The sequence below is a fragment of the Streptomyces sp. Inha503 genome (assembly GCF_047215865.1).
Classification (GTDB): domain Bacteria; phylum Actinomycetota; class Actinomycetes; order Streptomycetales; family Streptomycetaceae; genus Streptomyces; species Streptomyces lycopersici.
In genome coordinates, this window is record NZ_CP178360.1 from 1,286,521 (window position 1) to 1,303,232 (window position 16,712).

The 16,712-nt window shown below is 71.9% G+C and carries 1 protein-coding gene (running past one end of the window); it reads right to left on the reverse strand.

What is annotated here, in order from left to right; genetic code table 11:
• Window positions 1-16,712, reverse strand: the 3' portion of a protein-coding gene (locus tag ACJX2R_RS05530) for a type I polyketide synthase (RefSeq protein ID WP_413099050.1). It continues 21,133 nt past the right edge of the window; only the last 16,712 of its 37,845 coding nucleotides appear in the window; its start codon lies beyond the right edge, outside the window; its stop codon occupies window positions 1-3.

Consider the following 16,712-nt stretch of genomic DNA (forward strand, 5'->3'; position numbering starts at 1 on the left):
TCAGGCGTCTCCGAGTTCTCGGTCGATGACGTCGAAGAGCTCGTCCACCGATGCGCTTTCCAGGTCGTCGTTGGCGTTGTCGTCCCGTACGGCGCTCCCGCCCCCGCCGACGGGTTCGCTCAGCTTGGCCAGCACCGACTGGAGCCGGATGATGGCCTTCGTACGGGTGATGTCGTCCTGCGGCATGGCCGTAAGGACGGTTTCGAGTCGGTCGATCTCGGCGGGCAGCGCCTTCTCCGGGGCGGCCTCGTCCTCGACCAGCTCCCCCTTGAGGTGGCCGGCCAGCGCGGACGGCGATCCGTAGTCGAACAGCGCGGTCGGCCGCAGCCGCAGCCCGGTGGCCGCGTTGAGACGGTTGCGCAGTTCCACGGCGGTCAGCGAGTCAAGCCCCATGTCGAAGAAGCCACGCTCGGCGTCGATTCCCTCGTGCGAGGCGTATCCGAGGACGGCCGCCGTATGCGTACGCACCAGGTCGAGCAGGGCGGGTTCGCGTTCCGCCGCCGGAAGCTCCACGAGTGTCGTGGCGAGCGTCGGCCGGTGAGTGCCGGCGGTCTGCCGCCCGTCCGAGGTGGCGTCGGCGGCCTGCCGTGCCGTCCTGACCTCGGCGATGTCGCCGAAGAGGAGGCCGAGCCGGGTGCCGTCGACACCGGCGGTGAACCTCGGCCAGTCGATGTCGGTGATGACCGGGCAGGTGTCGGACTGGTTGACGGCACGCGCCATCGCGGTCACGGCCAGCTCGGGTTCCATCGCGGGGAGGCCGAACCGCTCCATGCGGCCGCTGATGGCCGAGTCCTCGGTGGCCATGCCACCGTCGGCCCACGGCCCCCAGGCCACGGAGGTGGCGGGCAGGCCCTCGGCGCGGCGGTGTTCGGCGAGCGCGTCCAGGAAGGCGTTCGCCGCCGCGTAGTTGCCCTGTCCGGCGCCACCCACCGTCGCGGAGAACGAGGAGAACAGCACGAACGCCGAGAGGTCCAGCTCGTGCGTCAGCTCGTGCAGATGCCACGCCGCCTCGGCCTTCGCCCGCAGCACACCCTCGAACCGGTCGGCCGACAGCCCGTCCAGCACACCGTCGTCCAGCACACCCGCCGTATGCACCACAGCCGTCAGCGGGAACTCCTCCGGCACCCCGGCCAACACCCCGGCCAACGCCTCGCGGTCGCCCACGTCACATGCCGCAACCGTCACCCGGGCGCCCAACTCGGCGAGCCGCGCCCGCAACTTGTCCACGCCCTCGGCCGCTGGACCGCGCCGCGAGACCAGCACCAGATGCTCCGCACCGGCCTGCGCCAGCCATCGCGCCACGTGAGCGCCCAGAGCACCCGTACCACCGGTCACCAGCACCGTGCCCGACGGCTGCCACGCCTCCCCGCTCTCGGCGCCCACGGCCGCACGGACCACCCGGCGAGCGAACAGACCCGACGCCCGCACCGCCACCTCGTCCTCACCGGTGGCACCGCTGACGACGGCCGTCAGCCGCTCCAGGGCCCGGCCGTCCGGAGTCCGAGCCAGGTCGACCAGGCCGCCCCAGCGCTCCGGGGCCTCCAACCCCGCGACCCGGCCCAGCCCCCACACCGCCGCCTGCTCCAGGCTCGACGGGCTCTCCGAACCGCCCGTCGCCATCGCACCGCGCGTCACACACCACACACGGCCACCCACACCCGCGTCCCCGATCCCCTGGAGCAGGGACAAGGTCAGTGCCAGGCCCGATGGCACCGCCGCATTCCGGCTGTGTCGCCCTTCGGCCAAGGCCAGCAGCGACAGCACCCCCGTGACGTCGGCGGCCTGGTCCGCGCCGCCCAGGGCCTCGCGCAGCCGTGCCGCCACCGCCTCACGGTCGGCGTCGGCATCCTCGATCTCGACGACCACGGGCAGGGCGCCACGCGTGGCCAGGGCGGCCACGCAGTCCGCGACCCATTCCTCGTCAGCCAGCCCGGCGGGGACCACCACCAGCCACGATCCCGTCAGCGACGCAGCCGCCACGTCCGAGACCGGCGACCACGCGATCCGGTAGCGCCACGCGTCGACCTGCGACCGCTCACGGCTACGACGCCGCCACGACGACAGGACCGGCAGCAACGCCGCGAGCGACTCACCCGTGTCGGCCTCGCTCTCGACGGCCAGTGTGTCCGCGAGCGCCGACAGGTCCTCGCGCTCCACCGCTTCCCAGAAGTCGGCGTCGGCGGACTCGCGTTGAGTATCTGCCGTGCCGGGGTGAGTTTCCGGCGCCGCGCCTGTCGCAACCCAGTAGCGCGTGCGTTGGAATGCGTACGTCGGCAGCTCCACCCGCCGTGCCGGTCGTGCGGCGGCGGCCGCGAGCACGGTCGTCCACTCCACCGGCACACCTCGGACATAGGCCCCGGCCACGAGCGTCAGTGCGGTCTCGACCTCGTCGCGACCGGAGCGCGCGGCGGGTAGGAAGACGGCGGCATCCGCTGTCTCCTCCGGCAGGCACTGCTCACCCATCGTGGACAGCACCTCGTCCGGGCCGAGCTCCAGGTAGGTGGTGACTCCCGCGTCGGCCAGGGTCCGCACCCCGTCCGCGAACCGCACGGACTCACGCACATGCCGTGCCCAGTAGTTGGCCGAGCACAGCGCCTCGGCGTCCGCCACCAGACCCGTCACGTTCGACACGACGGGGATGCGCGGAGGAGCGTACGACAACCCCTCGGCCACCCGCCGGAACTCGGCCAGCATCGGCTCCATCAACGGCGAATGGAACGCATGCGAAACCCGCAGCCGCTTCGTCTTGACGCCCTCGGCCTCCAGCAGCCCGGCGACCTCCGCCACCGCTTCTTCCGCCCCCGAGATCACGGTCGAACGCGGACCGTTGACCGCAGCTACGCTCACCTCAGCCTCACGACCAGCCAGCAACGGCAGCACATCCGCCTCAGCCGCCTGAACCGACACCATCACCCCACCCGGCGGCAACGCCTGCATCAACCGCCCACGAGCCGCCACCAACACACACGCGTCCGCAAGCGACAACACACCCGCCACGTGCGCGGCCACCAGCTCACCAATCGAATGCCCGGTCACGAAGTCCGGCCGCACACCCCACGACTCCACCAACCGGAACAACGCCACCTCGACCGCGAACAACCCACACTGGGTATAAGCGGTCTCATCCAACGCCGCCACGTCCCCGCTGATCACTTCCCGCAGCGAGAGCTCCAGCGCGCCCTCAAAGTGCCCACACACCTCATCGAAGGCATCCGCGAACACCGGGAACGCCTCATACAGCCCCTGCCCCATCCCGGCACGCTGACTGCCCTGCCCCGAGAACAACACCGCCAACTTGCCGGGCACCACCGAACCCTGAACCACGCCCGGCGCCGGATCGCCGATCGACAGGGCCTCCAAGCCATCGACAAGACCAGCCCGATCAGCGGCCAGCACCACAGCACGATGCTCGAACGCACTACGCGTCGTGACCAGTGACGACGCCACATCGGCCACCGACGTCTCCGCCCCGGCCTGACTGCGCGCGTACGACAGCAGCCGCTCCGCCTGGGCCCGCAGCGCACCCTCGGACTTCGCCGACACCACCCACGGCACCAGCGCAGACTCCTCAGGCGCGCCGTTCACCGGCCCGGCGACGGGCGGCTCCTCGGGGGCGTGTTCCAGGATGACGTGTGCGTTGGTGCCACTGATGCCGAACGACGACACACCCGCACGCCGGGGGCGGCCGGTCTCCGGCCACTCCACCGCATCCGTCAGCAAATCCACCGCACCCGCCGACCAATCCACATGCGGCGACGGCTCATCGACATGCAACGTCCTCGGCAACACACCATGCCGCATCGCCAGCACCATCTTCATCACGCCCGCGACACCCGCAGCCGCCTGCGCATGGCCGATGTTCGACTTGATCGCACCCAGCCACAGCGGCCGGTCCTGGGCCGCCCGTTCCTGGCCGTACGTCGCCAGCAGCGCCTGCGCCTCGATGGGATCGCCCAGCTTCGTGCCCGTACCGTGCGCCTCGACCGCGTCCACCTCAGCCGCAGACAGCCGAGCACTCTCCAACGCCGCCCGGATCACCCGCTGCTGCGACGGACCATTCGGCGCGGTCAACCCGTTTGACGCACCGTCCTGGTTGATGGCGCTGCCGCGTACCACCGCGAGCACCTGGTGACCGTTCCGCCGCGCGTCCGACAGCCGCTCCAGCAGCAGCATCCCGACGCCCTCGGCCCAGCCGGTGCCGTCCGCGGCTCCCGCGAAGGGCTTGCAGCGCCCGTCCGGGGCCAGTCCGCGCTGACGGCTGAACTCGACGAACGCCAGCGGGCTGGCCATGACCGTGGCGCCGCCCGCGAGGGCCAGCGAGCACTCGCCCTGCCGCAGCGCCTGGGCGGCCCAGTGCAGCGCCACCAGGGACGAGGAGCAGGCGGTGTCCACGGTCACGGCGGGTCCCTCGAAGCCGAAGGTGTAGGAGATCCGCCCCGAGGCGACGCTCCCCGCGTTGCCCGTCATGAGGTAGCCCTCCGTGGCCTCGCCGGCCTGCTGCACCGCATCGGTGTAGTCGTGGTACGTCAGGCCGCAGAACACACCGGTCTGGCTGCCGCGTACCGACGACGGGTCGATACCGGCCCGCTCCAGCGCCTCCCACGACGTCTCCAGCAACAGCCGCTGCTGCGGATCCATCGCCAACGCCTCGCGCGGCGAAATCCCGAAGAACTCCGGATCGAAATCACCCGCGTCGTACAGGAAACCACCCTCACGCGCATACGCCGTGCCCCGGTGATCGGGATCCGGGTGATACAGACCCTCCAGGTCCCAGCCCCGATCGTCGGGCAGCCCGGAGACCGCGTCCCCGCCGCTGATGAGCAGTTGCCACAACTCTTCGGGCGTACGGACACCGCCCGGGAAGCGGCAACCCATTCCGACGATGGCGATCGGCTCATCATCGGTCTTGGCCTGGAGCGCCGACGGCATGGCCCGGGTCCGGTCGAGGGCCGGGGTTTCGGCCCCGACCTGGGCAGAATCCATCACCTCGCCGAGGATGTGGCGGGCGACCGCGGTCGGTGTCGGATAGTCGAAGACCAGCGTGGCCGGAAGCCGAAGCCCGGTGGCGGCGTTGAGCCGGTTGCGCAGCTCGACCGCGGTGAGCGAGTCGAAGCCGATGTCGCTGAAGGCGCGGCCGGGAGCGATCGCGTCCGATTCCGTATGGCCGAGCACGGCTCCCGCGTGATCGGTCACCAGCTCCAGTAGGGCGTCCTCCCGCTCGGACCGGGGCAGATCCGCGAGACGGCGTACGAGGGCGGTGGCGCCGCCCTGGTCGTCGGTGGTGGCGTCGATCACCCGTCGGGCCGGGGCGCCGATGAGGTGGCGCAGCAGAGCGGGGGTGGTTCCGGGCCGGGCGTGCGCGCGGAGCACCGCGACGTCCATACGCGTCGGCACCAGCAGGGAGTCATCGGCCGTGTGTGCCGCGTCGAAGAGCGCCAGCCCCTCGTCGGCGGTCAGCGGGGTCATCCCGAACCGTGCCATCCGGGCCATGTCGACCTCGCCCAAGTGGCCGGTCATATCGCTGCGTTCGGCCCAGAAGCCCCAGGCCAACGACACTCCCGCAAGCCCATGCGCCCGACGCCGCGCCGCCAGCGCGTCCAGGAACATATTCGCCGCCGCGTAGTTCCCCTGCCCCGCCGCACCAAAAGTGGCGGCAGCCGACGAGAACATCACAAACGCCGACAGATCCAGATCCCGCGTCAACTCATCCAGATGCACCGCCGCATCGACCTTCGGCCGCAACACCGCGTCGATGCGCTCCGGCGTCAACGACTCGATCAGACCGTCGTCCAGCACACCGGCCGCATGCACCACACCACGCAGCGGCCGATCCGCCGGAATACGCGCCAGCACCCCGGCCAGCGCCTCACGGTCGGCGACATCGCACGCCTCGAACACCACGCGTGCGCCGATGTCGGCGAGCTCGGCCTCCAGCTCCGCCGCACCCGCCGCGTCGCGACCGCGCCGCGACACCAACACCACGCTGCGCACCCCGTGGCGGGCGACCACATGACGCGCCACCAAACCGCCCAGCACACCACTGGCGCCCGTGATCAGCACCGAACCACCGGGCTCCCACACCACCTCTCGCCGAGGCGCCACGGGTACCAGGGCCCGGGTCAGCCTGGGGGCGTACGCACCGCCCCTACGCACGGCGATCTGAGGCTCTCCGGTGGCCACCGCCGCACCGATCGCCTCGGCGGCCCACTCCAGGCTCTCCAGATCCACCAGGACGAATCGGTCCGGATGCTCGGCCTGCGCCGACCGCACCAGACCCCAGACCGCGGCAGCCGACGCGTCCGGCACATCCTCACCCGCCACGGCCGCCACCGCACCCCGCGTCACCACCACCAACCGCGAACCGGCGCACCGCTCATCTGCCAGCCACGCCTGAAGCCCGTCCAGGGCGCGGTGTGTCGCCTGGCGAGTCGCGGACACCAGGTCGTCCTGCGCCGCGACGGAGTCGGTTGCCGAATCGGTGTCGGTTGCCGAATCGGTGTCGGTTGCCGAATCGGTGAGGAACGGCAGGAGTACGAGGTCGGGCATTGTCCCGGCCGGTGCGTCGGGCCGGAGCAGGGCGCCCATGTCGTCGTACTCGTCGATCCGCCCACCGCTCGTTTCGAGCGCGGTCCGCAGTTCGGCGCCGTCAGGGCCGACGATCGACCAGTGGGCACGGTCCGGCTCGACACCGGCGGAGCCTGCCGGGACACTCATCCACTCCACCCGGAACAGCGACTCATGGGGCCGATGCCCCCCGGTGAGCTCTTCCGATGTGAAGGCGCGGGTCGCCACCGCAGCGACATCGGCCACCGCGTGGCCCGATTCGTCGGCCAGCAGGATCGCCATGCCGTCCGGCCGTTCCGTGGAGAGCCGTACGCGCAGGGTCGTCGCACCGGTGGCGTACAGGGACGTCCCGGTCCACCGGTACGGGAGCCGGGCGCGGCCACCGTCGTCGGCGGTCAGATCGGCCACGGCGTGCAGGGCCGCGTCGAGCAGCACGGGATGCAGACCGAAGCGACCGGCCTCCGGGCGCATGTCCTCCGCCAACACCACCTCGGCGAAGATCTCCGCACCGCGACGCCACGCGTGGCGCAGGGCGCGGAACGCCGGACCGTACTCGATACCGCCGAGCGCGGCCGCGCTCGGGTACCGGTCGGCGAGGTCGATCGGCGAGGCATCCGCCGGCGGCCACTGGCCGAGCCCGGTCTCCGCCGGCGCCGTGGACCCCTCCGTGGTCAGCACACCGGTGGCATGGTGGGTCCAGGGCAGGTCGGCAGGGCCGTCCTCGAAGCGCGAGTAGAGGTTCACGGTGCGTCGTCCGGAGTCGCCCGGGCCGCCGACCGTCAGTTGCAGTTGGACGGCGCCACTCTCGGGAAGGGCGAGGGGCGTTTCCTGCGTCAGCTCCTCCAAATGGCCGCAGCCGACCGCGTCACCGGCCCGCAGCGCCATCTCGACCAGTGCGGCCCCGGGGAGCAGCGCGGTGCCGTGAATGGTGTGGTCGGCCAGCCACGGGTGGGTACGGAGCGAGAGCCGACCGGTGAACAGCTGCCCGCCGAACTCGGGCAGCGCGACCGCCGCGCCGAGCAGGGGGTGGTCGGCGGAGACCAGCCCGGCCGATGACACATCGCCCGCCATGGCCGAGGGCTCGACCCAGAAGCGCTGGTGCTGGAAGGCGTACGTCGGCAGATCGACGCGCCGCGCGCCCGTCCCCGCGAACGTCCCCGCCCAGTCGACGGCGGCGCCGCCCACGTACGCCTCGGCCAGTGAGGTGACGAACCGGTCGAGCCCGCCTTCGTCACGCCGCAGGGACCCGACGGCGGTCACCCGTGCCCCGTGGTCCTCGGCGGTCTGCTCCACGCCCATGGTGAGCACCGGATGGGCGCTGGCCTCGATGAACGTATCGAAACCATCGGCCAGCAGGGCGCGTACCGTCTCGTCGAAGCGCACGGTCTGGCGCAGATTGCGGTACCAGTACCCGGCGTCCAGGCCCGTGGTGTCCAGCACACCGGCGGTGACCGTGGAGTAGAACGGCACCGACGACGACCGGGGAGCGATATCCGCCAGCTCCCGCAGCAACTCGCCCTCGATGGCCTCGACATGGGCGCAGTGCGAGGCGTAGTCGACGGGGATACGACGCGCCCGGACCCCGTCCGCCTCGCACGCCGCCAGCAACTCGTCCAGCGCGTCCGCGTCACCGGATACCACGACCGCCGAGGGCCCGTTCACCGCCGCCACCGCCAACCGCTCACCCCACGCCGCAAGCCGCTCGCGCACCGAGTCCACGGGCAACGGCACCGACACCATGCCGCCCAGCCCCGACAGCGCCCGCAACGCCTTGCTCCGCAACGCCACCACCCGCGCCGCATCCTCCAATGACAACGCACCCGCCACACACGCCGCCGCGATCTCACCCTGCGAGTGACCAACGACCGCCGCAGGCACCACCCCGTACGAACGCCACACCTCAGCCAACGACACCATCACCGCGAACAGAGCAGGCTGCACCACATCCACCCGCTCCAACGCCACCGCAGCACCCTCACCACCCCGCAGCGCATCCCCGAGCGACCAGTCCACGAACGGCGCCAGCGCCGCCGCACACTCCCCGATCCGCTCCGCGAACACCGGCGACGACTCCAACAACCCCGCCGCCATCCCCACCCACTGCGAACCCTGACCAGGGAAGACCAACACCGCACGACCGTCAGCACCGGCCACTCCCCGGATCAGTCCCGGAGCGTCCCGGCCCTCCGCGAGTGCCGCCACGACATCGACCAGACCGTCCCGGTCCCCGGCCAGCACCACCGCACGGTGCTCGAACGCACTGCGCGTGGTCGCCAGCGACAGGCCGATGTCATCGGCCGAGAGCTCCGTACGCTCGCGCACATGCGCCAGCAGCCGGTCCGCCTGTGTGCGCAACGCGGCCTCGGACTTGCCCGAGACCGGCCAGGGGGTGACGGGCAGCCGCCCCAGGTCGCCGGCGGGCACGTCCACGGCGGCCCGCTCGGGCTCCGGTCGCGGCGAAGGCGCCTGTTCCAGGATGACGTGCGCGTTGGTGCCGCTGACGCCGAAGGAGGACACGCCCGCCCGCCGCGGCCGGCCGGTCTCGGGCCACGGCGTGGCATCGGTCAGCAGCTGGACCGTGCCGGGCGACCAGTCCACGTACGGGGAGGGCTCGTCCACGTTGGGCATCCCGGGCAGCAGACCGTGCCGCATGGCCAGCACCATCTTCATCAGGCCCGCCACACCGGCGGCCGCCTGTGTATGCCCGATATTGGACTTGATCGAGCCGAGCCACAGGGGCTGGTCATCGGTGTGTTCCCGGCCGTAGGTGGCCAGCAGCGCCTGTGCCTCGATCGGATCGCCCAGCGTCGTACCCGTCCCGTGCGCCTCCACGACGTCGACCTGCCCGGCCGGGAGCCCGGCGTTGGCCAGTGCCTGGCGGATCACTCGCTGCTGGGACGGGCCGTTGGGCGCGGTGAGGCCGTTGCTGGCACCGTCCTGGTTGACGGCGGAGCCGCGTACCACCGCGAGAATCTGGTGGCCGTTGCGGCGCGCGTCGGACAGCCGTTCCAGCAGCAGCATGCCCACGCCCTCGCCCCAGGCCGTGCCGTCGGCGGCCGCCGCGAACGGCTTGCACCGGCCGTCCGGCGCCAGGCCCCGCTGACGGCTGAACTCCACGAAGCCACGCGGTGACACCATCACCGAGACGCCACCGGCGAGCGCGAGGGAGCACTCACCCTGTCGCAGCGCCTGCGCCGCCAGGTGCAGCGCCACCAGGGACGACGAGCAGGCGGTGTCCACCGTGACCGCCGGTCCCTCGAAGCCGAAGGTGTACGAGATGCGGCCGGAGACGACGCTGGCCGCGTTGCCGGTGGCCACATAGCCTTCGGTGGTCTCCGGGGCCCGGTCGACCAGGGACACGTACTCCTGGCCGTTGGTGCCCATGAACACGCCGGTACGGCTGCCGCGCACCGCTTCCGGGTCGATTCCGGCCCGCTCCCACAGCTCCCATGACGTTTCCAGCAGCAGCCGCTGCTGGGGGTCCATCGCCAGCGCCTCGCGCGGCGAGATACCGAAGAAGGACGCGTCGAAGCCGCTCACCTCGGAGAGGAAAGCCCCCTCGCGTACGTAGCTCTTTCCGATCGCGTCAGGGTCCGTGTCGTACAGCCCCTCGAGGTCCCAGCCACGGTCCGTGGGGAAGGCCGAGACGGCGTCTTCTCCGGAGGCCAGCAGCCGCCACAGATCGTCGGCGGAGCGTACGTCGCCGGGGAAGCGGCAGCTCATCGAGACGATCGCGATCGGCTCGTCCGCCGTGGTGGACGACGCGGTCGTGGCCACGTCCGTCGTCGCGCCGTCCGTCGTCGCGCCGTCCGTCGTCGCGCCGTCCGTCCGCTCGTGGCCGCCGAGCAGTTCGGTGAGCAGATATCCGGCCAGCGCGGTCGGTGTGGGGTAGTCGAAGACCAGGGTGGCCGGGAGCTGGACGCCCGTGGCCTCACTGAGCTGGTTGCGCAGGCCCACCGCGGTCAGGGAGTCGAAGCCGATCTCCATGAAGGCGCGGGCGGGGCCGATGGCGTCCACACCGCCGTGGCCGAGCACGGCGGCCACGTGGGCACGCACGAGCTCCAGCAGGGTGCGCCGCCGTTCGGCCTCGGACAGGCTCTCCAGGCGGCGGACGAGTGCCGAGGACTCCTCGGTGTGCGCGGGGCCGGTGTCGCCTGGCCGGGCGGTCTCGGTCAGCCTCCGGACCTCCGGGACTCCGCTGAGCAGCCGGGACAGCCGCCGAGCCTCGAAGGTGTCGGCGAAACGCTCCCAGTCGGCGTCGACGACGGCGATGGCGGCGTCCGGGTGGGTGACGGCGCGCTCCAGCGCAGCCAGGGCGAGCCGTGGATCCATCGCGGTCATGCCATTGCGCCGGATGGTACGGCTGACCTCGGCGCTGCTTACGGCCATGCCGTTGTCGGCCCACGGACCCCAGGCCACCGACGTGGCCGGGAGCCCCGCACCACGCCGCCACTCCGCCAACGCGTCCAACATCGCGTTCGCCGCCGCATAATTCGCCTGCCCAGCGGCACCCACCACCCCCGAGAACGACGAGAACAGCACAAACGCCGAAAGCTCCAACCCCCGCGTCAACTCATGCAGATGCCACGCCGCCTCCCACTTCCCCCGCAACACACCCTCGAACCGGTCCACCGACAACCCGTCCAGCACACCGTCATCCAGCACCCCCGCCGCATGCACCACCGCCGTCAACGGCAACTCATCCGGCACCCCGGCCAACACCCCGGCCAACGCATCCCGGTCACCCACATCACACGCCGCAACCGTCACCCGAGCACCCATCCCCCCGAGCTCGGCACACAACTCATCCACCCCCACGGCCTCAAGCCCACGACGCGAAACCAACAGCAGATGCTCCGCACCCGCACCCGCCAACCACCGCGCCACATGAGCACCCAACGCACCCGTACCACCGGTCACCAACACAGTCCCCGACGGCTCCCAGCCCTCGACCCCATGCCCACCGGCCAACGCCCGGACGATACGGCGCGCGAACACCCCCGAGCCGCGCACGGCGACCTCACTCTCGCCCGTACGACCACTCACCACATCCACGAGGCGATCCGCCACCCGCGCATCCCACACCTCGGGAAGATCCACCAGACCGCCCCAGCGCTCGGGCACCTCCAGACCGGCCACCCGGCCCAGGCCCCACACCGCCGCCTGCTCCACCGCGCGTACGCCCTCGGCACCAGCGACCGCGACCGCACCGCGCGTCGCACACCACAGCGGAGCGGCCAAGCCGACATCACCCACCGCCTGCACCAGCGACAGCGTCAAGGCCACGCCCAGGGGCACCGACCGATACTGGCCGTGGCGTCCCTCGGCCAGCGCCAGCAGGGACAACACGCCCGCGGCATCGGCCGCTTCGGTCCCGTCCAGACCCTCGCGGAGCCGCGCCGCCACCAGCTCACGGTCGGCGTCATCGGGCCCCAGCTCGACCATCACCGGCCGCGCACCACGCCCGGCGAGGGCGTCCGCACACGCCGACACCCACGGGTCGGCGGTCATCCCCGCGGGGACCGCGACCAGCCACGGACCGGTCACCGTGCCCGGCCCGTCGGACATCGGCGACCACGACACGCGGTAGCGCCACCCGTCCACCGTGGCGCGCTCACGTCCACGGCGACGCCACGACGAGAGTACGGGCAGCACCGCCGCCAGCGATTCACCGGCGCCGTTCCCGTCCGCGACGGCCAGCGCGTCCGTGAGCGCGGGCAGATCCTCACGCTCCACCGCGTCCCAAAAGTCGGCGTCCACCGCGTCCGTGGGGCTCGGCTCAGCCGTGGGGACGGACGACTCCAGCCAGAAGTGTTCCCGTTGGAAGGGGTACGTGGGCAGCTCGACGGTCCGGGGGCGCGCCGGTGCGAGGAGTGCCGCCCAGTCCACGGCGCGGCCCCGCACATGGATCTGGGCCAGCCCCTCCATGACCGAGGCGATCTCTTCCCGACCGCTGCGAAGAACGGGGGCGAAGACGGCGTCGGGCACACACTCCTGCCCCATCCCGGAGAGGATCCCGTCGGGGCCCAACTCCAGGTAGGTGACGACGCCTTGCCCGGCCAGGCACTCCACACCGTCGGCGAAGCGCACGGTCTCGCGGACGTGCCGCACCCAGTACTCGGCCGAGCACAGCGCCTCGGCGTCCGCCACCAGACCCGTCACATTCGACACCACGGGGATGCGGGGAGGCGCGTACGACAACCCCTCGGCCACCCGCCGGAACTCGGCCAGCATCGGCTCCATCAACGGCGAATGGAACGCATGCGAGACCCGCAGCCGCTTGGTCTTGACGCCCTCGGCCTCCAGCAGCCCGGCGACCTGCAACACCGCCGCCTCCACACCGGAAATCACGGTCGAGTAGGGACCATTGACCGCCGCTACGCTCACCTCAGCCTCACGACCAGCCAGCAACGGCAGCACATCCGCCTCAGCCGCCTGAACCGACACCATCACCCCACCCGACGGCAACCCCTGCATCAAGCGCCCACGAGCCGCCACCAACACACACGCATCCGCAAGCGACAACACACCCGCCACATACGCCGCCACCAACTCACCAATCGAATGCCCCGCCACACAATCCGGCCGCACACCCCACGACTCCACCAACCGGAACAGCCCCACCTCCACCGCGAACAACCCACACTGCGTAAACCCGGTCTCGTCCAGCCCCGACGCATCGCCGAACACCACATCCCGCAGCGGCCGCTCCAACTCCACGTCGAACAGCGCGCACACCTGGTCAAACGCGTCCGCGAAGACCGGGAACGCCTCATACAGCTCCCGGCCCATCCCGGCACGCTGGCTGCCCTGCCCCGAGAACAACACCGCAAGCTTCCCCGGCACCACCGACCCGCGCACCACACCGGCCGCCGGTACGCCATCCACCAGCGCTCGCAACCCAGCGGCGAGCCCTTCACCGTCGCCCGCCAGCACCACCGCCCGCTCATCGAGGGCCGACCGGGTCGTGACCAGCGACGACGCCACATCAGCCGGCGACGCCTCCGCTCCGGCCTCGCCCCGGGCGTAGGGCAGCAGAAGCTCCGCTTGCGCCCGCAGCGCACCCTCGGACTTCGCCGACACCACCCACGGCACCAGCGCCGGCTCCTCAGGCGCGCCGTTCACCGGCTCGGAGACGGGCGGCTCCTCGGCGAGGTGTTCCAGGATGACGTGTGCGTTGGTGCCGCTGATCCCGAACGACGACACACCCGCACGCCGCGGCCGATCCGTCTCCGGCCACTCCACCGCATCCGTCAGCAGCTCCACCGCACCCGCCGACCAGTCCACATGCGGCGACGGCTCATCCACGTGCAGTGTCCTCGGCAGCACACCGTGCCGCATGGCGAGCACCATCTTCATCACACCCGCCACACCCGCGGCGGCCTGTGTATGACCGATGTTGGACTTCACCGACCCCAGCCACAGCGGCCGGTCCTGGGCCATCCGCTCCTGGCCGTACGTCGCCAGCAGCGCCTGCGCCTCGATGGGATCGCCCAGCTTCGTGCCCGTACCGTGCGCCTCGACCGCGTCCACCTCAGCCGCCGACAGCCGAGCACTCTCCAACGCCGCCCGGATCACCCGCTGCTGCGACGGGCCGTTCGGCGCCGTCAGACCGTTCGACGCACCGTCCTGGTTGACCGCGCTGCCCCGCACCACGGCGAGCACCCGGTGCCCGTTCCGCCGGGCGTCGGACAGCCGCTCGAGCAGCAGCACACCGACGCCCTCCGCGAGCCCCATGCCATCCGCGGCCCCCGCGAACGCCTTGCAGCGGCCGTTGAGCGCCAGGCCGCGCTGGCGGCTGAAGCCGATGAGGGCACCGGGGTTCGGCATGACGGCGACGCCACCGGCGAGCGCCAGTGAGCACTCCCCGTTCCGCAGTGCCTGCGCCGCCAGGTGCAACGCCACCAGGGACGACGAGCACGCGGTGTCCACCGTCACCGCGGGGCCCTCGAAGCCGAAGGCGTACGCGACGCGTCCGGACACGACGCTGGCCGCGCTTCCCGTCATCAGGTGGCCTTCGGAACCCTCGGGCGCCTCATGCACCCGCGGCCCGTACTCCTGGTAGTTGGAGCCGATGAAGACGCCGGTGCGGCTGCCGCGCAGCGCGAGCGCGGGCACTCCGGCACGCTCGAACGCTTCCCATGAGGTCTCCAGCAGCAGCCGCTGCTGGGGGTCCATGGCCAGCGCCTCACGTGGCGAGATACCGAAGAACGCCGGGTCGAAGTGGCCCGCGCCGTAGAGGAAACCGCCTTCGCGCACATACGTCTTGCCTGGCGCGTCCGGGTCCGGGTGGTAGATGCCCTCGATGTCCCAGCCACGGTCGGTGGGCAGCCCGCCGATCGCGTCACCGCCGGACATGACGAGCTGCCACAGCTCGTCGGGGGAGGACACCCCGCCGGGGTAACGGCAGCTCATCGCCACGATGGCGATGGGGTCGTCGTCGGAGTCCACGGGCACGGCCCGCGCCATCTCCGCCCCCGCCGCCGTCCGCGGGAGGGCGGGGAGGCCCGTCTCGTCGGCCGCCGCCCCCGTCAGCTCGGTGAGGATGTGGTGGCTGAGGACGGCGGTGCTGGGGTAGTCGAAGGCCAGCGTGGCGGGCAGGCGCAGCCCGGTGGCCGCGTTCAGCCGGTTGCGCAGTTCGACGGCGGTCAGCGAGTCGAAGCCGAGGTCCTTGAACGCGCGCTCGGAATCCACCGCGTCCGAGGTGGCGTGTCCGAGGACGGAAACCACCTGCGCGCGCACCAGTTCCAGGACGGTGTGCTCACGCTCGGTGGCAGTCAGTCCGGTCAGCCGCTGCCGCAGGCCCGAGGAGGCGTCGGCCGACGCGTTCGCGACCGCCCCGGCGGTTTCGGTGCCCTCCTGGACGCGTCGCATCGCGGGCAGTTCGTCCAGCAGCGGGCTGGGGCGGGCGGAGGTGAAGACCGGGATGAAGTTCTCCCAGTCGATATCGGCGATGGCCAGGTGGGTCTGGTCGTGGTCGAGGGTCTGCCGCAGCGCGGCGATGCCGAGCTCCGGGTCCATGAACCGCAGTCCACGCCGCCGCAACTGGTCCAGGTCCAGGGCCTCGGGCATGTTGTCGCCGGTGGCGTCCCACACTCCCCAGGCCACCGAAGTGGCCGTCAGGCCGTTCGCCCGCCGCCGCTCGGCGAGCGCGTCCAGGTAGGCGTTGGCGGCGGCGTACGCGCCATGGTCGCCCACGCCCCACAGCCCGGACACCGAGGAGAACAGCACGAACGCGTCCAGCGGAGTGTCGTCCAGCAGCTCGTCCAGATGGGCCGCGCCCGCCACTTTCGCGTCCATGACCTGGGCGAACTCCGCCGAGGTCGTCGCGCCCAGCCCGGCCAGGTCGATATGGGCCGCGGCGTGGATGACGGCGGTGAGCGGCCGGTCGTCGGGTATGGACGCGAGGACGCGCTGGAGCGCGGCGCGGTCCGCCACGTCGCAGGCGGCGACGGTGACCCGGGTGCCCTGTTCGGCGAGTTCGGCGACCAGGTCTTCGGCGCCGGGGGCGGCGAGGCCGCGGCGACTGGTCAGCACCAGGTGTTCGGCGCCGTTGTGTGCCAGCCACCGGGCCAGGCGGGTGCCGAGGGCGCCGGTGCCACCGGTGATGAGGACCGTGCCACGGGGCTTCCAGGTGCGCCGCGCCGGGGTGTTCCCCAGGGGTGCGGGTTCGAGCCGCCGCAGCATCACGCCCGAGGCGCGGATCGCGGTCTGGTCCTCGGGGCCGCCGTCCGCGAGCACTCCGGCGAGCCGGGCCCCGGCCCGTGTGTCCATGGCGCGCGGCAGGTCGATCAGCCCGCCCCAGCTGTCCGGGTACTCCACTCCGGCCACCCGGCCCAGACCCCACACCGCCGCCTGGGCGGGGCTGGTGAGCGGATCGGAGCTGCCGATGGACACCGCGCCCTGGGTGGCGCACCACAGTGGCGCTCGGACGGCGAGGTCGTCGAGGGCCTGGATCAGGGCGAGGGTCAGGGTCAGGCCGGTGGTGGCCACGGGATGTGCGGGGTGCGGGTGTTCATCGAGCGGCAGCAGCGACAGCACGCCGGACAGCGTGTCCAGCGGGTGGTCGGCGGTGGCGGCGCGCAGCCGCTCGGCCACCGTGGCGCGGTGTGCGTCGTCCGCGCCCAGCTCGACGAGTACGACATCGG